The sequence below is a fragment of the Caulobacter sp. 05T431 genome (assembly GCF_056665975.1).
On sequence record NZ_JBFTKU010000011.1, the window covers coordinates 20240 to 40447 of the forward strand.

The 20208-nt window shown below is 69.7% G+C and carries 17 protein-coding genes; 7 read left to right on the top strand and 10 right to left on the bottom strand.

The genetic code is table 11. From position 1 onward, the window contains the following. Positions 1–394 precede the first annotated feature (394 nt). Positions 395–2347, top strand: a complete 1953-nt coding sequence (gene rpoD / locus AC1U89_RS11740; protein WP_479899878.1) for an RNA polymerase sigma factor RpoD — start codon at positions 395–397, stop codon at positions 2345–2347. A 45-nt stretch (positions 2348–2392) separates the two neighbouring features. Here rpoD and AC1U89_RS11745 read toward each other — a convergent pair whose 3' ends face one another. Further along, complete coding sequence (locus AC1U89_RS11745; RefSeq protein WP_479899879.1) at positions 2393–4288, bottom strand: SIR2 family protein; 1896 nt, start codon at positions 4286–4288, stop codon at positions 2393–2395. Positions 4289–4474: 186 nt separating this feature from the next. Then, positions 4475–5050, bottom strand: coding sequence for a hypothetical protein (locus AC1U89_RS11750; protein ID WP_479899880.1), 576 nt, complete (start codon positions 5048–5050; stop codon positions 4475–4477). Between the two features lie 211 nt (positions 5051–5261). Here AC1U89_RS11750 and AC1U89_RS11755 point away from each other — a divergent pair, with 211 nt between their 5' ends. Next, complete coding sequence (locus AC1U89_RS11755; protein WP_479899881.1) at positions 5262–6044, top strand: anti-sigma factor family protein; 783 nt, start codon at positions 5262–5264, stop codon at positions 6042–6044. A gap of 101 nt (positions 6045–6145) precedes the next feature. Here the strand turns inward: AC1U89_RS11755 and AC1U89_RS11760 are convergent, their stop codons facing one another. Both AC1U89_RS11760 and AC1U89_RS11765 read right to left on the bottom strand, forming a co-directional pair. Next, the gene (locus AC1U89_RS11760; RefSeq protein ID WP_479899882.1) at positions 6146–6385 is read right to left on the bottom strand and encodes a flagellar basal body rod C-terminal domain-containing protein; all 240 of its coding nucleotides are present in this window, start codon (positions 6383–6385) and stop codon (positions 6146–6148) included. Between the two features lie 138 nt (positions 6386–6523). Continuing rightward, entirely contained in the window at positions 6524–6712 is a 189-nt protein-coding gene (locus AC1U89_RS11765; protein ID WP_479899883.1) for a hypothetical protein, read from the bottom strand. Positions 6713–6932: 220 nt separating this feature from the next. Here AC1U89_RS11765 and AC1U89_RS11770 point away from each other — a divergent pair, with 220 nt between their 5' ends. Both AC1U89_RS11770 and AC1U89_RS11775 read left to right on the top strand, forming a co-directional pair. Beyond that, the gene (locus AC1U89_RS11770; RefSeq protein WP_479899884.1) at positions 6933–8591 is read left to right on the top strand and encodes a M20/M25/M40 family metallo-hydrolase; all 1659 of its coding nucleotides are present in this window, start codon (positions 6933–6935) and stop codon (positions 8589–8591) included. 310 nt (positions 8592–8901) lie between these two features. Next, positions 8902–9588 carry a DUF998 domain-containing protein gene (locus tag AC1U89_RS11775; RefSeq protein WP_479899885.1) on the top strand — a complete coding sequence of 229 codons (687 nt, stop codon included), beginning with the start codon at positions 8902–8904 and terminating at the stop codon, positions 9586–9588. Here the strand turns inward: AC1U89_RS11775 and AC1U89_RS11780 are convergent. Continuing rightward, positions 9567–10118, bottom strand: coding sequence for a YbhB/YbcL family Raf kinase inhibitor-like protein (locus AC1U89_RS11780; protein ID WP_479899886.1), 552 nt, complete (start codon positions 10116–10118; stop codon positions 9567–9569). The two genes, AC1U89_RS11775 and AC1U89_RS11780, sit on opposite strands and share 22 nt — an antisense overlap. Before the next feature lie 59 nt (positions 10119–10177). Further along, a complete protein-coding gene (locus AC1U89_RS11785) occupies positions 10178–10798 on the bottom strand; it encodes a TIGR02466 family protein (protein WP_479900013.1) in 621 nt (206 codons plus the stop codon). A gap of 61 nt (positions 10799–10859) precedes the next feature. Between AC1U89_RS11785 and AC1U89_RS11790 the strand changes: the two genes are divergently transcribed. From AC1U89_RS11790 to uvrC, 3 genes are read left to right on the top strand one after another with little or no spacing between them, the layout of a single operon-like run. Next, positions 10860–11165: a hypothetical protein gene (locus AC1U89_RS11790; protein WP_479899887.1), complete on the top strand. Its 306-nt coding sequence runs from the start codon at positions 10860–10862 to the stop codon at positions 11163–11165. Positions 11166–11168: 3 nt separating this feature from the next. Beyond that, complete coding sequence (locus AC1U89_RS11795; RefSeq protein ID WP_479899888.1) at positions 11169–11450, top strand: type II toxin-antitoxin system RelE/ParE family toxin; 282 nt, start codon at positions 11169–11171, stop codon at positions 11448–11450. Between the two features lie 19 nt (positions 11451–11469). Further along, complete coding sequence (gene uvrC / locus AC1U89_RS11800) at positions 11470–13389, top strand: excinuclease ABC subunit UvrC (protein WP_479899889.1); 1920 nt, start codon at positions 11470–11472, stop codon at positions 13387–13389. Positions 13390–13395: 6 nt separating this feature from the next. On the opposite strand, the gene AC1U89_RS11805 is transcribed toward uvrC, so the two are convergent. From AC1U89_RS11805 to AC1U89_RS11820, 4 genes are all read right to left on the bottom strand, one after another. Beyond that, a complete protein-coding gene (locus AC1U89_RS11805) occupies positions 13396–14928 on the bottom strand; it encodes a cation:proton antiporter (protein ID WP_479899890.1) in 1533 nt (510 codons plus the stop codon). A gap of 189 nt (positions 14929–15117) precedes the next feature. After that, positions 15118–17325 carry a methyl-accepting chemotaxis protein gene (locus AC1U89_RS11810; protein ID WP_479899891.1) on the bottom strand — a complete coding sequence of 736 codons (2208 nt, stop codon included), beginning with the start codon at positions 17323–17325 and terminating at the stop codon, positions 15118–15120. Positions 17326–17401: 76 nt separating this feature from the next. Beyond that, the gene (locus AC1U89_RS11815) at positions 17402–18568 is read right to left on the bottom strand and encodes a saccharopine dehydrogenase family protein (RefSeq protein ID WP_479899892.1); all 1167 of its coding nucleotides are present in this window, start codon (positions 18566–18568) and stop codon (positions 17402–17404) included. A 222-nt stretch (positions 18569–18790) separates the two neighbouring features. Beyond that, complete coding sequence (locus tag AC1U89_RS11820) at positions 18791–20062, bottom strand: MFS transporter (protein WP_479899893.1); 1272 nt, start codon at positions 20060–20062, stop codon at positions 18791–18793. Between the last annotated feature and the right edge of the window lie 146 nt (positions 20063–20208).

Consider the following 20208-nt stretch of genomic DNA (forward strand, 5'->3'; position numbering starts at 1 on the left):
CTGATCACTACCCATCTTGACTCCTGCGTCATGCAACGCCATCTGGCGACTCAAGGATTTGCCACGCAGCTGATTGACATCACCCGGGCCGCCGTCGCGCGCGCCCTCCTTGAAACAGGATGTCACCCTCGCCGCCCCCAAGTCCCAGTGGCTGCCGAAAACCCCTCAAGGGCCGACGCTGACCGCGCGCGAAGACAGACCCTCCGCAAAGAGCCCAGCTCGCGGAGCGTTAGGTCATGGTTCTTTCGCGCGTCTCAGGCGTTTCTTGAGAATATTTTCAGCGGTTGGCTGGACAGCTTGCACGGACGACAGGGCGCTACGCGCGGGCGACCCATCACGGACACATTTCTCGACGCGCGCCACGTATCGGCGCCGCGTCGCTTCGGAGACCTGAATGAGCACCAATTCCTCGGCCGAGACGGAAGCGCCTGAAGCCACCGGCGGCGATGGTCCCCTGCTCGACCTCACCGACGCCGGCGTAAAGAAGTTCATCAAGCAGGCCAAGGCGCGCGGCTACGTCACGATGGACGAGCTGAACAAGGTGCTGCCGTCGGAAGAAGTGACCTCGGAAGCCATCGAAGACACCCTCGCCATGCTGAGCGAGATGGGCGTCAACGTGGTCKAGGCCGAAGAGGACGCCGAAAACTCGGAAGGCGGCGAAGTCGTCGCCCGCGAGGACAACCAGGCGGTCATCACCAGMGACAAGCCGGCGGCCTATGACCGCACGGACGATCCCGTGCGCATGTACCTGCGCKAGATGGGCTCGGTCGAGCTGCTGTCGCGCGAGGGCGAGATCGCCATCGCCAAGCGCATCGAGGCCGGCCGCGACACCAYGATCCGCGGTCTGTGCGAGTCCGCCCTGACCTTCGAAGCCATCATGGTGTGGCGCGAGGAGCTGGGCACGGGCCGCATCCTGCTGCGCGAAGTGATCGACCTTGAAGGCACCTACGCCGCGATCAACGGCGTGGCCGCCGCCCCGGCCGCCGAGGACGAGCCGGCCGAGCCGGTCGACGAGGAAGCCGGCGGCGAACCCAAGGCCGAGGGCGAAGGCGAGGACGACGACGACTTCGACGACGGCGCCGGCCCGACGGTCAGCGCCATGGAAGGCGAGCTGCGCGAAGGCGTGATGGCCATCCTCGACGCGATCGCCGGCGAGTTCGAGACCTTCCGCAAGCTGCAGGACAAGCTGGTCGGCAGCCGCCTGAAGGGCGAGGACCTGTCGGACAACGACCGCAAGGCCTACGAGGCCCTGTCGGCGACGATCATCCAGCACCTGAAGACGCTGAAGCTGAACAACAACCGCATCGAGGCGCTGGTCGAGCAGCTGTATGCGATCAACAAGCGCCTGATCGGCCTGGAAGGCCGCCTGCTGCGCCTGGCCGACAGCTACGGCATCAGCCGCGGCGAGTTCCTGAAGGCCTATTTCGGTTCCGAGCTGAACCCGAACTGGGTCGACCAGGTGAAGGCCATGGGCGTGCGCTGGACCAAGTTCGTCGAGAACGACCTGAACTCGGTCGGCGACATCCGCCAGGAGATCGCGGCTCTGGCCACCGAGACCGGCGTGCCGATCGACGACTACCGCCGCATCGTCCAGACCGTGCAGAAGGGCGAGCGCGAGGCCCGTCAGGCCAAGAAGGAGATGGTGGAAGCCAACCTCCGTCTCGTGATCTCGATCGCCAAGAAGTACACCAACCGCGGCCTGCAGTTCCTGGACCTGATCCAGGAAGGCAACATCGGCCTGATGAAGGCCGTCGATAAGTTCGAATACCGCCGCGGCTACAAGTTCTCGACCTACGCCACCTGGTGGATCCGTCAGGCGATCACCCGCTCGATCGCCGACCAGGCCCGGACCATCCGCATCCCGGTGCACATGATCGAGACGATCAACAAGATCGTCCGCACCAGCCGCCAGATGCTGCACGAGATCGGCCGCGAGCCGACCCCGGAAGAGCTGGCCGAAAAGCTGGCCATGCCGCTGGAGAAGGTGCGCAAGGTCCTGAAGATCGCCAAGGAGCCGATCAGCCTCGAGACCCCGATCGGGGACGAAGAGGACAGCCACCTGGGCGACTTCATCGAGGACAAGAACGCCATCCTGCCGATCGACGCGGCCATCCAGTCCAACCTGCGGGAAACCACCACCCGCGTGCTGGCCTCGCTGACCCCGCGCGAAGAGCGCGTGCTGCGCATGCGCTTCGGCATCGGCATGAACACCGACCACACCCTGGAAGAGGTCGGCCAGCAGTTCTCGGTCACCCGCGAACGCATCCGCCAGATCGAGGCCAAGGCCCTGCGCAAGCTGAAGCACCCGTCGCGGTCGCGGAAGCTGCGCAGCTTCCTGGACAGCTAGGATCGGAAKGGCGGCCCCCAGGGGCCGCCCTTTTCCGTTCGGACCTCAGTCCGCGGTCGCCCATTCCGGCCAGGTGTCGAGGGCGTCGACCTTCGCCTCGTTGACGATCACGGCCGCCAGCGTGGCCAGGAGATCGGGATGCGGATGCCCCTGGGCGACCGCAAAGGCCACGTTCTCCGACAGGTCCCAGCCCGGCGAACGCGCGCCCTGCAGCACCAGGGCCTTGGCCGCCGCCAGGCGATCCTCGACCGGCGACCGCTCGTCGTGGGCGTAGGCGTAGAACGCCAGCTCGACGCCCAGGGACGCGCGGATGCTTTCGCTCTGGGCGGGCTGGTGCAGGCGCGCGCGGTCCAGCAAGGCAAGACCGGCGACATCGCCCCGCGCCAGGAGCAGCTTGGCGTAGTTGCCCAGGTTGTTCGCGTGTTTGGGACCGGCCTCGATCGCCCGGCGATAATATTCCTCGCCCCCGACGGGGTCCCGACGGATCCTGACCAGGAAGGTCGCGTAGTTGCCCAGGATGTTGACGTCGACCGGGTCAGCCTGGAGCGCCTTCTGGTAGTAGACCTCGGCCCGCGTCGGATCCAGGCGCGTGACGTCGAGGAAAAAGGCGTAGTTGCCCAAGTTGCCGGCGTGGCTCGGCTCGAGGTCGATCGCCTCGAGGAACAGGCGCTCGGCTTCGTCGTGCCGCTTGCGCGCGACCGTCAGGAACAGAGCGTAGTTGCCGAGGTTCGAGGCATGCTTCGGATCGGCCGCGATCGCCCGCCTATAATAGTGCTCGGCCGCGTCGTAGTCCTTTTTGATCTTCCGCAGGAAGATGGCGTAGTTACCCAGCAGGACGGCGTCGTTGGGGAACTCCGCCACCCCTTCCCGATAGATTTGGTCGGCCAGGGCGGGGTCGTTGTGGGCTTCGATCGCCCGCAGGGTGTAGCCCCAGGCCCCCGACAGCGAGGCGGTGGAAGCCGCGGAACTCCGCTCCAGCGCCTCCCGGGTGGCCATGTCGCCTTCGGCCTTTTCGCCCAGCTTGTAGTCCTGCAGCGCCCTGACATATCTGTCCCGGGCCCGGGTCCAGCGGTCCTCGGCGGGGTGGTCGATCTTCAAGCTGCCACGCAGCATGTGCATGACCCGGTCGAAGTCGCGATGGTCCACCCGGATAGCTTCCCGCTTTTCCAGCCATGCCGCCATGTCCTCCGACGGATCGTCGAGCCCCACCCAGAAGATCGGCGGGGCCAGCCCCGGCAGGGGGCACTTGCTGAGGAAGGCGTTGATGCTCCGGTCGTTGCCCCCGTAGCCGAGGAAGACCATCGCGCTGTTGCGCAGGAAGGGATGTAGGTGCTCGGCCACCGCATCGTCGATGGCGGCGGTTTCGCTGCTCAGGTTCTTGGGGTCCAGGTGCGCGTCGCCGTGCAGCTTGATGATCGTCGGCCGGCTCAGGCTGATCCGCGCATAACGGGCGACGGCCTCGTGGGCGATCATCTGTGGCCGGACACCGAGATTGCCGTACAGATAGACCGCCTCGGCGATCAGGTCGTCGAAATTGGTGGTGAGGACGGTGTTGCAGCGACCGCCGATCGCCGGATTGGTGATGATCTGGGCCAGGGTGGCGTAGCCGTATGCGGCCTCGCCGCGCGCGCAGACCCGCTCGATCTCCTGCTGCCGATCGGCGGCGTTGGGGTGTCGCTCCTCGAAGACCTCGGCATAGGCCCGCGCGGGGCAGGCCGGATCGTAGGTCGCGAAGGTGCTCGTCGCCCAGGCCTGGCGCTCCAGGTCGGGCGCGCGCATCTCGTGCAGTTCCTCGACCCAGCGCGTGACCAGGCCGCCAGCCGCCGGTATTCCCGAGCTGATCGAGCATCCGGCGCCCAGGAACCAGACGACTTCCAGGCTGTCGTCGACGATCCTCTGGCGAATACGCTCCGCGAACTCCAACAGCTTAATGCGTTTCATGTGGCCCCCCGGTCCTTAACTATGACCAGAGGTTGAAGTCAGGGCAACCACACGGCGGATCCAGACAAGGACGGAAGGCGGAATGCCCTTTCACGTGGCGCTTCGACGGATCGGGAGAGAATGAGAACGCCCGCCCCGGCTAGCCGGGGCGGGCGTCCTGGTTTCAGGTCGTGACGGCGAAAAGGCCTACTTGTTGACCTTGGCGTCGGTCGAGGCGCTGCCGCCCACCGAGGCCGAGGCCCCGTCGCGAGTGGCCGAGCCGGAGACGCCGACCGAGCCGGCGCCGTTGCCCCCGCCCAGCTTGTTGCCGGCGCCGGTCGCGGTCGAACCGCCCAGCGAACCCGACACGCCGTTGGTCGACAGGTCGCCGGCCGCGTTGGCCGCGCCCGAGGCGTTGGCGGTGGCCGAACCGGCCGTATMGGTGGCCGAGCCGACGACGGCGTCGGCGGCCGAGCGGCCCTTCCGGGCGGTCCGGCCGGCGGTGTCGCGGGTGGTCTGGACCGCGTCGCCGGCGCGCTGGCGCGTGCGTTCGGTGGTGTTCTGCAGATGGGAGGTCAGGCCGCTGGTGTCGGGATTGACCTGGCCAGCGCCGCTCAGCGACCCGCCCGCCTGGCCCGTCAGCCCGCCGACCGTGCCGCCCAATCCTCCGGTGAGACCGCCCGAGGCGCCGCCGGATCCGCCGAGGATCTGGGCCTGCACCATGGGGGCGGACAGCAGGACGACCGCGGTGGCTGCGCCCGTCAGGAAGGAAATCTTGCGCATCTTGTTCTCCTATCGATCGACGACTCCGACGGTCGCCTCTCGAACGGTCAGAACGCGGCTGCGGCCGTTTGCTTCCGTGCGGCGAAGATTATTTTCGCTGCCGGAAAGGTTATCCGCCTCCGTTTTCAACCTTAGGGACTTTCAGGGACCACCGAACTGGCGACCCGCCCGCCGCGCGTTTAGAGTGTCCGCAGAGACCAAGGAGACCGCCATGACCGTTCCCGACGAAGAGGTCTTCGCCTTTGTCGACGGCGAGCTGCCGCCCGAGGCCATGGCCCGGATCGAGGCGGCCATGGCGACCGATCCGCAGCTGGCCCTGCGGGTCGAAACCCAGCGCTCGCTGCGCCGGCTGCTGTCGGGTTCCCACGGCGGACCGCCGCGCCAGCCCGAGACGCGCGGCGCGGGACCGGCCCAGCCGCCGCCCGAGGCCAAGGAGGCCGAGGTGATCGCCTTCCCGGGCGCCCAGGCCAAGAAGGACAAGGCCCGCAAGGACAAGGTCAAGGCCAAGGAACTGGTCCGGCCGCGCGAGGCCAAGGCGCCCAAGCCCGGCGACGGGTCGGGTCGGGGTTTCCCCACCTGGATCGGCCTGGCCGCCTGCCTGCTGGTCGGGCTGGCGGTGGGACGCCTGGCCGCGCCGCCGCCGGTCACCCTGAGCGGGGCCGACGATCCGCCCCCGATCGCCGCCGGACCGTTGGCCAAGGCCCTGAACGCCGACGCCTCGGGCGTCGCCGAGGGGCCGGTGCGCGTCGCCCTGTCGTTCAGGACCGCCTCGGGCGTCTATTGCCGCGCCTTCCAGGCCGCCGGCCGCGCGCCCGTGGCCGGGATCGCCTGCCGGGAAGACACCTGGCGGGTGCACGCGACCGTGCCGGACAAGGCCGGGTCGCCGCTGCCGGCCGCCGTCCTGACCGCCGTCGATGCGATGGCCGCCGGGCCGCCGCTGGACGCCGCCGCCGAGGACAAGGCGCGCGCGACCGGCTGGAAGCCGGCGCGATAAGGGGGAGCCGCCCCCCGGCGGAGCCGGAGGGCGGCGGGTCCGAGCCCGCGCAGGGGGGAATGCGGGATGGGCTCGAACCGGCTGGCGCCGGGCGTCGGGTCCTAGGCGATCATGTCCAGGAGGGCGCCCGTCATCTCGTCGGCCGTCCGGATGACGGCGGCGTTGGCCTTGAAATCGGTCTTGGCCGAAACCTGTTCGACGGCCTCGTGGGCCAGGTCGACCTTCTGTTCGGCCTGGGTCTGCTCCGCGCCCCAGGCGACGGTGCGCTGGGCGCTGGCGGTGAAGCGGTCGGCGGCGGCGAACATGCCCGCGGCGGCGGTGTTGAGGACCTGCACGACCATCTCCCTGACCCGTTTGCTTGGGGGTTGCCGGGTCAATGTGTGGCGCTTCGGTTAAGCGGTGTTCACCAAACGAGGTGAAGTTACACGGTTAATCGTGGAATCCCGCGCGGGGCGACCGCCCGTCTTCGCGGCGCCGAACTAGACGCTGATGTCGACGAGGACCCCGGCCAGTTCGCCGGTGGCCTGGCCCAGGGCCGCCCCGGCCGCGGCCGTCATCTTGACGTTGGTCTGGGCGACGGCCAGCTGGGTCAGATCGACCGGCGGCGGGGCCTGGGGCGCGGCCGGACGCTGGGTGGCGGCGCTGAAGCTGGCGGCGGCGATCTGCACGTCTTTCCCTCGGAAGTCTCCGCCAACCTCGTCGGCAACCCTTAAGTCCAGCTGACCAAGGATGGTAAACGCCGCTCCCGCCCCGGATAACGCGTTCTTTCGGCGGGACTTTTCCGGGAAGATTACAAAAGGTTCAGGTTCGAGAACCTCGACAATCCGCCTCCGTCTGGCCAAGGTTCGCCCCTTTCGCGGGCCGAGCCCGTATTTGGAGCCTGCCTTGATGCCGTTCTCCCGTCGCGCCGCGCTCGCCGGCGTCGCCTTGGCGCTGATCGTCCAGCCCGCCCTCGCCGCGCCCGCCGCGAAAGCCAAGCCGGCGACCGCCGCCAAGCCCGTCGGCTTCAAGCCGTCGGCCGACGCCATCAAGGCGCACATGGGCTTCCTGGCCGACGACCTGCTGGAAGGCCGCGAGGCCGGCACGCGCGGCTACGACATCGCCGCCAACTACGTGGCCGCCCAGTACGCGCTGATGCATGTGAAGCCGGCCGGCGACAACGGGACCTACCTGCAGCAAGTGCCGCTGACCGCCTTCCGCGTGGCCAACGAAGGCGGCGTGTCCTACACCGGCGCCGACGGCAAGTCGGGCGCCCTGACCTTCGGCGAGGACTACCTGCCCTCGGCCCAGGCCCGCCAGGACGAGACCAAGATCACCGCCCCGCTGGTCTTCGTCGGCTACGGCATCGTGGCCCCGGAACGCGGCCGCGACGACTACGCGGGCCTGGACGTGAAGGGCAAGATCGTCGTCATCCTGAACGGCGCCCCCACCGGCCTGCAGACCGAGATCCGCGCCCACTACAGCAACGTCAACACCAAGCGGGTCGAGGCGGCCAAGCACGGCGCGATCGGCGTCCTGACCCTGCCGACCACCGCCTCGGAAAAGAACCGCCCGTTCGCGCGCGGCGTCGGCAACTACCAGGAATGGCGGATGACCTGGAACGACGCCCAGGGCGTGGCCAATGTCCGCGGCGCCTCGGCGCGGGGCCTGGCCACCCTGAGCCTGAAGGGCGGCGCCAAGCTGTTCGCCGGCGCTCCGACCTCGCTGGACGCCGTGCTGGCCGCGGCCGACACGCCCGAAGGCCTGGTCAAGGGCTTCGACCTGCCCACCAACGTCACGATCCAGCTGAAGACCGAGATCGAGAAGCGCCAGAGCAGCAACGTGGTCGGCCTGATCGAAGGCTCGGACCCGACGCTGAAGGCCCAGACCATCATCCTGTCCGCCCACCTCGACCACCTGGGCATCCACGGCAAGGACGCCGACAAGATCAACAACGGCGCGCTGGACAACGCCTCGGGCGTGGCCACCCTGCTGGAGGTGGCGCGCGGCTTCAAGGAAGCCAAGACCAAGCCCAGGCGCTCGATCGTGCTGCTGGCGGTGACGGCCGAGGAGAAGGGCCTGATCGGCTCGGACTACTTCGCCAACAACCCGACCGTGCCCAAGGCCGGCATCGCCGCCGACGTCAATCTGGACATGCCGATCCTGCTGTACGACTTCCAGGACGTGATCGCTTTCGGCGCCGACCGCTCGTCGATCGGCCCGGCCGTGGCCCGCGCCGCCGGCCGCGTCGGCATCGGCCTGTCGGCCGACCCGCTGCCGGAAGAGGGCCTGTTCACCCGCTCGGACCACTACCGCTTCGTCGAGCAGGGCGTGCCGTCGGTGTTCCTGATGACCGGCTTCAAGAACGGCGGCGAGAAGGGCTTCAAGGACTTCCTGGCCACCCACTACCACAAGCCCAACGACGACCTGAACCAGCCGATCAACTACCAGGCCGGCGCCCGCTTCGCCCTGGTCAACTACGAGATCGCCCGCGAACTGGCCGACGCCCCGGCGCGGCCCAGCTGGAACAAGGGCGACTTCTTCGGGAACCTGTTCGGGAAGAAGTAGGGGTTGATCCCCGATCGGGGACAGGCGCATGCGCCTGTCCCCATCAGCTCCGCTCACCTTTCAACCGTCATCCTCGGACTTGTTCCGAGGACCCCTCGCGCCGCTGAACTGTCGTTCGATGTCATGCCGCGACCTCGCCGCTACACGGATCAACCTTCTTCGCGGTTGAAACAGGGGTCCTCGGAACAAGTCCGAGGATGACGGTCGTAGGGATCGCTCATGTTGAACCCATCACGCGACCTCATCCAACCTTGACCCCGCCCCCGCCCGGCGCGATCTAGATCGCTCTGACAAGCCGGAGGCCGGACAGGTGAAGAGCGTTGGCGTCCTGCTGAGGATCGGCCTGATCGTGCCCGCGATCATGGTGGCCGATGTCCTGGTGGCCCAGCACCTGTTCCCGGGCTTCGACGCCGGCGCCCAGTTCATCAGCGAGCTGGGCGGGCCCAAGGCTCCCAATCCGCAGATCTTCAACATCGGCATGATCCTGGCCGGCCTGGCCGGCGTCGCGGCCGGGGCCGGCTTCGCCCACGCTCTGGAGCACGCCGGCGGCCGCCGCCGGGTCTCGGCCTTCGCGGGCCTGTGGGTGGCGATGACCGGTCTGGGCGCCCTGTTCGCCGGCCTGTTCCACTGGCCCGACCCCATGCACCGCGCCTGCGGCGTGGGCCTGGCCATCCAGTTCGCCCCGCTGTTCACCGCCTGGGCCCTGTGGGGCAAGCCGGCGCATCGCCGCCTGGCGCGGTTCTCGCTGGGCTGGTTCTTCTTCTTGCTGATCGTGCTGGCCCTGCTGACAGGCGTGTGGAACGTGCGGACCGGCAGCGACGTGGGCTTCTGGCAGCGCGGCCACGCGGCCCTGGGCCTGCTGTGGCTGGCGATCGCCGCCTTCTGCCTGGAGCGCCACTGGCGGGCCCGCGACCTGATCCCGCCCCTGCCCTCTCCCCAGGCCGGGTCCGACGCCGAGACCGAAGCCGACCCTGACTACGCCCCCGCCGCCTCGTAGGTGACGATCAGGTCGTCCGACGCCAGGGCGTCGCCCTTCAGCGCGTTGACCAGGTCGGCCACCACGGTCTTCTCGTCGAACGGCAGGCGCTCGGCCAGGGCGAAGATCTGGACATGGTAGTGGTGGACGCCGTGGCCGACGGGCGGGCGCGGACCGAACCAGCCGACCGTGCCGTTGTCGTTCACGCCCTGGGTCGCGCCGCCGATCAGGCCCAGGCTCGCATCGTTCGGCAGCCCCTCGGGCAGGCTGGTGGCCTCGCCGGGGATGTTCCAGATCAGCCAGTGCACGAACGGCGTCTCGCGCGGCGCGTCGGGGTCCTCGACGATGATCGCATAGGCCGCCGCGCCCTCCACCGCCGTCCAGACCAGCGGCGGCGAGACGTTGTCGTGATAGGCGCTGTAGCGGTCGGGCAGGCGGCCGTCCGGATCGGTGACGGGCGTCGTCAGGACCAGGTTGTCCTCGCCATAGGGCTGGACACGCTGGATGGCGATCGCGGCGCCGGAATGGTCCGGKGTCTGGGCGTGGGGCATGGCCGTCCTCCTGGGCTCAGGAGATAACCCCCGCCGAGAGGCCCGGTTCACGGCCTCGCTTAGCGCCAGGCGTAGTTGAAGCTGAGGCTGATCCGCTGTTCCTCGGCCTGGTTGGGCGTCACCTCGTGGCGCAGCCAGCTTTCCCACATCAGGATCGTGCCCGGTTCGGGCTGGACATAAACGAACGGCCGCAGCTCCTCCGGGGCGTCATCGTCACGCGTCGGGGCGGCCATCATCATCGGCAGGCGCGGGTCCTCGAACTTCAGGGCCGAGGCGCCGGGCGGGATGGTCACATAGACCGTGCCTGAGATGACGCTGTGTGGGTGGATGTGGCCGGTGTGCTGGCCGCCCGGCTCCAGGATGTTGATCCAGAAACTGTCCATGACCAGCTTGCCGCCGGCCAGGTCGAAGTGGAGCGCCTTGGCGAAGGCCAGCGCGTGCTTGTCGAGTTTCTTCCTGAGGTCGGCGAACAGGCTGTCGCGCTGTGCCAGGTCGTCCAGCGAGGCGTAGGAGGTGTAGCCCAGATAGCCCTTCTTCTCGGCCCAAGCCTGGCCGGCGTCGTCGTCCTCGGCCACGGCGATGCAGGCGTCGTGGAGGTCGTCGATGAAGGCCTCGAAGCCCTTCTCGCCGACGAGGCTGGCTTCATAGAGCGGCGTAACGAAGAGCGGGCGCGTGATCATGGGGCGGGTCATAGCGCCCCTCGTGATTGACGACAAACCCCGAATGGAACATCATGAGAACATGGCTCGCGACGACGTCATCCTGAGGATCGATCCGGATCTCGCTGAACGGCTGAACGCCCGTGCGCAGGCGGCGGGACAAACCGTAGAGGACTACGCGCTCGGCATCCTGGCGCAAGCTGTCGAAGAACCGGGGTTCGGAGAAAGCGAGACCTCGTGGAGCGGAGCGCCGAATGCTCGCTTCCCCAAACGCGACGCCGCTTACTGGGAAGACATTCAACGCATTTGCGACGAGACAGACCGCGATGGCGGTATTCCTTGGGAGCAGGTCGAAGCCAGGCTGCGAAACTTCGGCCAGAAGCGCTGATCCGTGCGTCGCATTGAGCTTTCCAGGCTCGCGGGTATCGATGTCGATCGCCTGGAAGCATGGCTTGTAGGCAACGGCGCGCCATACGCTTCAGACCTGGGCGACGTGTTGGCTGACGCCATTGACAGCTTGCGAGATTTTCCAGAGCGGGGCCGTCATTCCGGCTTCGGCGAATTGCGCGAACTGGTCGTGCCGTTCCGCACCTGGGGTTACGTCGTCACCTATTCCGTGAGTGTCAGCAGCGTGATCATCGCGCGCATTCATCACGGTCTGGAAGATCGCTGACCGCGCCAGACTCGCCTATATGTCGCTCGTGAACGACGCGACCACCGACACCCCCGCCGCCAACGCCCTGAAGGGCGCCGCCCTGATCAAGGACGAAGTCACGCGCCTGCCCGACGGGCCTGGCGTCTACCGGATGATCGGCGAGAACGACGAGGTCCTGTACGTCGGCAAGGCCAAGAGCCTGAAGAAGCGTGTCATCCAGTACGCCCAGGGCCGCTTCCACACCAACCGCATCGCCCACATGGTCGACGCTACGCGGGCCATGGAGTTCGTCACCACCCGCACCGAAGCCGACGCCCTGCTGCTCGAGATCAATCTGATCAAGTCGCTGAAGCCCCGCTTCAACGTGCTGCTGCGCGACGATAAGAGCTTTCCCGAGATCATGATCCGCCGGGATCACGACGCGCCCCAGCTGCGCAAGCATCGCGGCGCCCACACGATCAAGGGCGACTATTTCGGACCGTTCGCCAGCGCCGGGGCGGTGAATCGCACGCTCAACACCCTGCAGAAGGCGTTTCTTCTCCGCTCGTGCAGCGACAGCGTCTACGAGACCCGCTCGCGGCCCTGCATGCTGCACCAGATCAAGCGCTGCGCGGCGCCCTGCACTGGCCTGATCGGCAAGGACGACTACCAGGCCCTGGTCGACCAGGCCGAGGCGTTCCTGCGGGGCAAGTCGCGCGCGGTGATGGCGTCGATCGCCCAGCAGATGGAGGCCGCCGCCGAAGACCTGGAGTTCGAGCGCGCCGCCCGCCTGCGCGACCGCATCCGCGCCCTGGCCTCGGTGGCCCAGGAGAGCCAGATCAATCCCGAGACCGTGGACGAGGCCGACGTCGTGGCCCTGCACGTCGAGGGCGGCCAGGCCTGCGTGCAGGTGTTCTTCTTCCGCGCCAGCCAGAACTGGGGCAACCGCGCCTATTTCCCGCGCGTGACCGGCAACGCCGAGGAGGGCGAAGGCGAGGGAGAGACCAGCACCGAGGAGCAGCGGATCCTGACCGCCTTCCTGGGCCAGTTCTACGACGACAAGCCCATCCCGCGCCTGATCCTGACCAATCTGGACCCGGCCGACCGCGACCTGCTGGCCGAGGCCTTCGCCCTGAAGAGCGGCCGCAAGGTGGAGATCAGCACCCCCAAGCGCGGCGAGAAGGCCGACCTGGTCGGTCACGCCCTGACCAACGCCCGCGAGGCGCTGGGGCGGAAGATGGCCGAGGGCAGCGCCCAGACGAAGCTGCTGGCCGGCGTTTGCGAAGCGTTCGGCCTGGAGGCCCCGCCCGAGCGGATCGAGGTCTACGACAACAGCCACATCCAGGGCACCAACGCCGTGGGCGGCATGATCGTGGCTGGGCCGGAAGGCTTCATGAAGGGCCAGTACCGCAAGTTCAACATCCGCTCGACCGAGCTGACGCCCGGCGACGACTACGGGATGATGAAGGAGGTCCTGCGCCGTCGCTTCTCCCGCCTGGTCAAGGAAGAGGAAGAGGGCGACAGCGAGAACCGCCCCGACCTGGTGCTGGTGGACGGCGGCAAGGGCCAGCTGGACGCGGCGCTTGAGGTGATGGCCGACCTGGGCGTCGACGACATCGCCATCGTCGGGGTGGCCAAGGGTCCGGATCGCGACGCGGGGCTGGAGCGGTTCTTCCTGCCCGACAAGGTCCCGTTCATGCTCGAGCCCAAGTCGCCGGTGCTCTACTACCTCCAGCGCCTGCGCGACGAGGCCCACCGCTTCGCGATCGGCGCCCACCGCACCCGGCGCTCGATGGACCTGAAGAAGAACCCGCTGGACGAGATCGAGGGCGTGGGTCCGGGCCGCAAGAAGGCCCTGCTGCACGCGTTCGGCTCGGCCAAGGGCGTGGCGCGGGCGGGGGTGGAGGACCTGGTCAAGGTCGAGGGCGTCAGCCAGCCCCTGGCCGAGCGGATCCACGCGTTCTTCCGGAAGGGGTAGGGCGCCCTACTCCCGCGCCGACAGCTCCAGCCAGTCGAACTCCTCCTCCAGCGCCCGATAGGCGTCGTCGCCGATCTCGCCGCGGTGGCGAAGGTCGGTGAGGGTCTGGCGCGAGACCTCGACCACCCGCCGACGCAGGGCGTTGTCGGCCGACTCGCGGGCGTTGCGGCCCTGACGGGTCTGGCTCAGCGCGTCGCCGTATTCGCGGCGCAGGGCCTCGGCGGCCGGGCTGTCGTCGCCGTCCAGCGCCGCCAGCATGGCCTTCAGCGTCGCGGCGCGGGCGATCTTCAGCTCCTTGCGCACCGGGTCGTCGTCGGGCAGCGGCAGCACGGCCAGCAGCGGCTTCAGGGTCAGGCCCTGGATCACCAGCGTGCCCAGCACCACGGCGAAGGCCGCCAGCTGGATGAAGTCGCGATAGGGGAAGCCCGCGGGCAGGGCCAGGGCGGCGGCCAGGGTGACCATGCCGCGCATGCCGCACCAGGCCACCACAAGGCCGCCGGACGCCGTGGGCGCGGCCATGCTGGACCGGGCCAGGCGCACGCCGAACCAGTGGTTCTTCAGCCGCACCCCGGTATTGTAGCTCATCACCCAGGCGATGCGGATGACGATCACCGTCGCCAGCACCACCCCGGCCCCGCGCAGATAGGTCGCTCGCTCGTGCGGCGACAGGCCCTCCAGGATCGGGCCGATCTGCAGGCCGATCAGGGTGAAGGCCAGGACGTTCAGCACCACCGTCGCCGACTCCCAGACCGCGAAGGACGGCACCCGCAGGCGGGCGGCCATCGGGCGGCTGGTGCGCCGGGCCAGGGCCACGCCGTAGACGACGATGGTGATCACCCCCGACAGCCCCAGCCGCTCGGCCAGGATCCAGACCCCGAAGGTCGAGACGAACTGGATGATCACCGAGCTGGGCACGTCGCTCAGCCGGCCCAGCAGCGGGGTGGCAGCCCGCGCCAGCAGCCAGCCGACCGCGACGCTGCCCACCGCCACCAGGGCGAAGGTCGGCGCGGCGTGGACCAGGCTGAAGCCGCCGGCCGCCGCCCCCACCGCCAGGCGGTAGATCAGCAGGGCCGAGGCGTCGTTGAGCAGGCTCTCGCCCTCCAGGATCTTGAGGATGCGATGCGGCGGACGCACCGTGCGCAGCACGGCCAGGGCCGCCACGGCGTCGGGCGGGGCGACCACCGCGCCCAGGGCGATGGCCGCCGGCCAGGGCATGGCGGGGAACAGCAGGCGGGCGACGACGGCCACGCCGACCGTGGTCAGGCTCACGGCGATCAGCACCAGGGCCGACACCGGCCGCCAGTTGTCCTTCAGGTCGCGCAGCGAGGAGTCGTAGGCCGCGTCCAGCAGCACCGGGGCGATGAACAGGGCCAGGATCAGCTCCGGCTCCAGCTCCAGCCTCGGTGTCCCCGGCATCAGGGCCACCGCCGCCCCGCCCAGGGCCAGCAGGGCCGGATAGGGCGCGCCGATCCACCGGGCCAGCGCCGACAACAGCACCGCCCCCAGCAGCAGGGCCAGGATCCATTCGAAGACCAGCATGGGTACAGCGTCGCTGGTTGGCGGCGAATTGGCAAATGGTGGGGGAGCCGACACTTGCCCCCACCTGACCGCTACGCGGTCTGTCCGCCCCCATGGGGGGCGGAGGACGCCCCACCGAGCCTCTTCCCCCTATGGGGGAAGACGACCGCGAAGCGGTCCGTAGGGGGCAAGTGGGTGCGCCGCTGAGCCCTACGCCGCCCGGCGCGCCCCGGTCCGCCCGATCCTGAACCGCCCCACCAGCGCCGACAGCCGCTCGCCCTGGCCCGCCAGGGCCTGGTCGGCGGTACGGGCCTGGGCGACCATGGCCAGATTCTCCTGGGTGAAGCGTTCCAGCTCGGCGACGTCGGCGTTGACGGCGGTCAGGCTCTGGGCCTGTTCGCGCACCGAGGCGGCGATGCGGGTGGCGGCGGCGTCGATGTCGGCCATGCGGCCGGCCACGCCGGTCAGGGCTTCGCCCGTGCGACCCACCAGGCCGACGCCGGCGGCGACCCGGGTCCCGGACTCGCTGATCAGACCCTTGATCTCCTGGGCCGAGGTGGCCGAGCGCTGGGCCAGGGCCCGCACCTCCTGAGCCACCACCGCGAAGCCGCGACCGGCGTCGCCGGCCCGAGCGGCCTCCACGCCCGCGTTCAGGGCCAGCAGATTGGTCTGGAACGCGATCTCGTCGATCAGGCCGACGATGTCGCCGATGCGGCGGGCCGAGGCGTCGATGTCGCCCATGGTCGAGGCGGCCTGGCCCACCACGGTCCCGCCCTGCTCGGCCTGGGTCCGCGCCGTGGCGACCAGGCGGCGGGTCTCGTCGGCGCCCGACGAGGTCTCGCCCATGGCGCCGGTGATGGCGTTCAGCGAGCCGGCCGTGCGCTCCACCCCGGCGGCCTGGCGCGCGGTGCGGTCGGCCAGGGCGCCCGAGGCGTCGCTGAGCGTGCGGGCCGCCTCGCCGATGGCGTCGCTGGCCTCGGCGATCTCGCCGATCGCCGTCTCCAGGCTCTCGACGGCGGTGTTGAAGTCGCGGCGCAGGGGTTCGTAGACCTCGGCGAACGGACCCCGGATGCGGCGGCCCAGGTCACCCTCGGCCACGGCGGCCAGGGCCGCACCCACCTCGCGGACCACGGCGGTCTGCTCGTCGATCGACAGGCTGAGGGCCGCGGCGCGGTCGCGGTCGGCGTCGGCGGCGCGGCGCAGGGCGTCCTGCTCGTCGCGCAGGGCCTGGGCTCGCGCCAGCTCGGACCGCAGGGTCTCCAGCGCCCGGGCGATGGCCCCGATCTCGTCGGCGCGGGCGGTCTCGGCCACCGGCTGGTCGTAGCGGTGCTCGGCCAGGCCCCGCACCGTCTCGCGCAGGCCCAGCAGCGGCCGGGCGATCAGCCGGCGCGAGGCCACGGCCAGCACGCCCAGGGCGGCCAGCAGCATCAGCAGGCCGCCGATCGCCATGCCCACGGCCAGCTTGCGGGCCGGGGCCATCAGGGCGTCCTCGGTGACGTCCACGACCATGACCCAGGTCGCGCCCGAGGCCAGGCGGATCGGGGCCACCAGGCGCTGGGCCGGGCGGCCCTTGATCTTCACGCCCTCGACCACCGCCGGACGGCCGTCGGCCATGGCCTTGCGGACCACGTCCAGCCCCGGGTCGGCATAGGCCTTCATGCGCAGCGCCGCGTCGGGGTGCGAGACCCACAGCCCCTTGGGCGAGACCAGCATGGCCCGGCCGTCGTCGAAGGGCTTCAGGGCGTTCAGGCGGGCGGCGATGTCATCCAGGGCCAGGTCGGCGCCCATGACCCCGACGGTCTTGCCGTCGACCACCACCGGATAGGTGATCGAGGTCATCAGGACCATCTTCTGCTTGCCGCCGTCGGCGACGTTGTCGGAATAGGGCTCCAGGATCGCCGGGCGACCGCTGTCGAAGCTGGTGGTGTAGAAGTCCTCGCCGAACTCGGCGTCCTCGCCCTGCTCGGCGGTCAGGGTCTGGCCGTCGCGCACCCAGTAGCCGACGAACCGGCCCATCGGGGTCGAGCCCAGGTCGGCGCGGCCGGCGACCGCGGCGTCGTCGCCCAGGGCGCCGGGCTGGAACATCAGCCAGCCGCCCAGCATGGCCTTCGAGGCCGTCGACACCGGCTTGAGCTGGGCCATGTAGAGGGCGCGGTCGCGTTGGCCCGAGGCGTAGGAGGCGGCGAACATGCCGGCGGCGGAACGCACCACCGCGTCGGCGTCGTCCAGGTCGTTCTTGACGCCCTGGGCGGTCTCCTGGGTCATGCTGGCGGCGTAGCGCTGGGCCAGGGCCTGGACCGCATGGCCGCTCTGCCACGAGATCAGCAGCGACCCCAGCAGCAGCAGCGCGCCCAGGGCCGCCCCGCCCGCGGCCATCAGCTTGCCCGCCAATGACAACCGTCCGAACGCTCCGGTCATCCTTACTCCCCCCGACTCAACTCGAACGGCGGAGGAAAGAGGGTAAACCTTGCGGAACGCTGAACGGCGAGCGCCGCTATTCGACGCTGAACGCCAACCCCGCCTTGCTCTGCAGCCGCTCCACCAGCTTCCCTCGCAGCGCCGCGCCCGGCGTCCAGACGCCGCCGGCCACCTCGGGCGAGGCGACCAGGCACAGGGCCGTCTCGGCGATCATCTTGCTGGTCGAGCCGTAGCCGGGGTCCTTGTCGCCCTTGACGCCGGCGCGGACCTGGCGGCCGTCGTCGGCGATGGCCACGAACAGCAGGTCGTAGAAGCCGGCCTCGCGCTCGTCCTTGCTGGGGCCCTCGCCCGGCTTGGGGCCGCCCTCGGCGCCCATGGCGGCGTTCATGGCGGCGACGGCCTTGGCCCCGGCCTCGCCCGCCTCGCCCGGGCCGGTCAGCATCATCTCGTCATAGACGAAGTCGGCGCCGTACGGCTGGTCCATCAGCCAGTTGGAACGGTGGACGTTGCGGGTGTTGATCGCCGCCATCACGAACGGCGCGGCCCAGGAGTCCAGGTCGTCCTCGTGGATCACCGCCGCGCCGTGCGGCTGTTTCGGGCCGGCGAAGTCGGGGGTCAGGGCGAAGGGGTCCTTCAGGTACTCCAGGATCTGCGGATCGCGGGCCGCCGCCGCCATGGTGGCCTTGAGGCTGGCCGCCGTGCCGCCCGAGAACCCGCCGCGCATGCCGCGCACCCGGCCCTTCACCCGCGCGGCCGGGGCGCCGAACACCCGGGCCGCCTCCTGCTGCACGAACCAGACGCCCAGCTCGAACGGGATGGAGTCGAAGCCGCAGGAGAAGACGATCCGCGCGCCGTTGTCCCGGGCCGTCCGCTCGTGGGCGTCGATCATCTGGCGCATCCAGGCGGGCTCGCCGCACAGGTCCAGATAGTCGGTCCCGGCCTCGGCGCAGGCGGCCACCAGGTCGGAGCCGTAGAGCTGGTAGGGACCGACGGTCGTCACAACCGCTTTGGTCCGCTGGACCAGCCGGCGCAGCGAGGTCGGGCTGTCGGCGTCGGCGACGATCAGCGGCGTGTCGACCGGAGCCCCGATCTCGTCGCGGACAGCGGCCAGCTTGTCGGCGCTGCGGCCCGACATCGCCCAGCGGACGTCGGGGTGGTGCCTGGCGAAGTGCTCGGCCACCAGCCGGCCGGTGAAGCCGGTCGCGCCGTGGACGATGACGTCGAATTCCGCTGACGGGTTCATGAGGTCGCCTCCCGAGGTTTCTTATCGTTGGGAGGCAGAGTGGCGCGGATGCGGGGCGGAGGCAAACAGGTGTTCGTGCGGCGAACACTTGCCCCCTACGGGTCGCTCCGCGACCGTCTTCCCCCAGAGGGGGAAGAGGCGCCGCGCTTTGCGTCCTCCGCCCCCTATGGGGGCGGACAGACCGCGAAGCGGTCAGGTGGGGGCAAATGGGTGAGCMACGGACTAGGAAGCCTTCGGCTTCAGCGCCAGCAACCCCACGAAGCTCAGACCCGCCGCCACGGCCAGATAGCCGCCCACCGGAACCAGCCCGCCCTTGTCGGCCAGGGCCTGGGCGATCATCGGCGCCAGGCCGCCGCCCAGGATGCCGCCGAGGTTGAAGGCGGCCGAGGCGCCGGTGTAGCGCACCCGGGCCGGGAACAGGTCGGGCAGGAAGGCGCCCAGCGGGCCGTAGACGAAGCCCATGACCAGCAGGCCGATGGCCAGGAAGGCGCCGATCGTCGGCAGCGAACCGGCCACCATCATCAGCGGCAGCAGGGCGCCGACCCCGACCGTCATGGCGCAGCCGGCCATCAGCACGCGGCGCGGGCTGGTGGCGTCGGCCCAGTAGCCGGCGACGACGATGCCGCCGGCCATGAACAGGATGGCGATCAGCTGGGCGCTCAGCATGGCCGTGCGGCCATAGGCCAGGTCCTTGGCGCCATAACCAAGCGCGAATGCGGTCATCAGATAGTAGACGGCGAAGCAGCAGACGGCCGCGAGCGTCCCGCACAGGGTGGCCTTCCAGTGGTCGCGCAACAGCTCGCCCAGCGGCACGGCGGGCGGCGCCTCGTGGGCGATGGCGGCGGCGAAGGCCGGGGTCTCGGTCAGCTTCAGGCGGATCCACAGCCCCACCCCGACCAGCACGACGCTGCCCAGGAACGGCAGACGCCAGCCCCAGGCCAGGAACTGGTCCGGCGTCAGCACCAGGCCCAGGATCAGGAACAGGCCGTTGGCGGCGATGAAGCCGACCGGCGCTCCCAGCTGCGGGAACATGCCGAAGCGGGCCCGCCAACCGGGGGGCGCGTTCTCGACGGCCAGCAGCGCCGCCCCGCCCCACTCGCCGCCCAGGCCGAAGCCCTGGCCGAACCTCAACAGGCACAGCAGGGTCGGGGCCAGCCAGCCGGCCATGGCGTAGGTGGGCAGGAAGGCGATGGCCAGGGTCGAGCCGCCCATCAGCACTAGCGACGCCACCAGGGTCGACTTCCTGCCGATCCGATCGCCGAAATGGCCGAACACCGCCGCGCCCAGCGGCCGGGCCAGGAACGCCACGCCCAGGCTGGCGAAGGCGGCCATCTGCTGCAGGCTGGGCGACTTGGACGGGAAGAACAGCTGGCCGAACACCAGCGAGGCGGCCGTGGCGTAGATGTAGAAGTCGTAGAACTCCACCGCCGTGCCCACCAGGCTGGCGGTCAGCACGCGGCGCGTGGAGTTGGTCGCGGTCGGGGAGGAGGTCATGAGCAGGCTGCTTCCGGAAACTTCGCCATGGCTTGGCGACCCGGACGCGCGGCGTCAACCGTGCGGGAGAAAAAACGACCCCGCGAGACGACCTTTTCGTGCCGGGACGATCAACTCGGTTCCGCCATCTCCAGCATGAGGGCATG

Coding starts and splice junctions, on each gene's coding strand:
- AC1U89_RS11805 (WP_479899890.1), bottom strand. CDS start 14,928: ATGCTGGTCTTCGAATGGATCCTGGCCCTGCTGCTGGGGGCGGTGCTG.
- AC1U89_RS11760 (WP_479899882.1), bottom strand. CDS start 6,385: ATGGTCGTGCAGGTCCTCAACACCGCCGCCGCGGGCATGTTCGCCGCC.
- AC1U89_RS11770 (WP_479899884.1), top strand. CDS start 6,933: ATGCCGTTCTCCCGTCGCGCCGCGCTCGCCGGCGTCGCCTTGGCGCTG.
- AC1U89_RS11790 (WP_479899887.1), top strand. CDS start 10,860: ATGGCTCGCGACGACGTCATCCTGAGGATCGATCCGGATCTCGCTGAA.
- AC1U89_RS11815 (WP_479899892.1), bottom strand. CDS start 18,568: ATGAACCCGTCAGCGGAATTCGACGTCATCGTCCACGGCGCGACCGGC.
- AC1U89_RS11755 (WP_479899881.1), top strand. CDS start 5,262: ATGACCGTTCCCGACGAAGAGGTCTTCGCCTTTGTCGACGGCGAGCTG.
- uvrC (WP_479899889.1), top strand. CDS start 11,470: ATGTCGCTCGTGAACGACGCGACCACCGACACCCCCGCCGCCAACGCC.
- AC1U89_RS11810 (WP_479899891.1), bottom strand. CDS start 17,325: ATGACCGGAGCGTTCGGACGGTTGTCATTGGCGGGCAAGCTGATGGCC.
- AC1U89_RS11745 (WP_479899879.1), bottom strand. CDS start 4,288: ATGAAACGCATTAAGCTGTTGGAGTTCGCGGAGCGTATTCGCCAGAGG.
- AC1U89_RS11820 (WP_479899893.1), bottom strand. CDS start 20,062: ATGACCTCCTCCCCGACCGCGACCAACTCCACGCGCCGCGTGCTGACC.
- AC1U89_RS11785 (WP_479900013.1), bottom strand. CDS start 10,798: ATGATCACGCGCCCGCTCTTCGTTACGCCGCTCTATGAAGCCAGCCTC.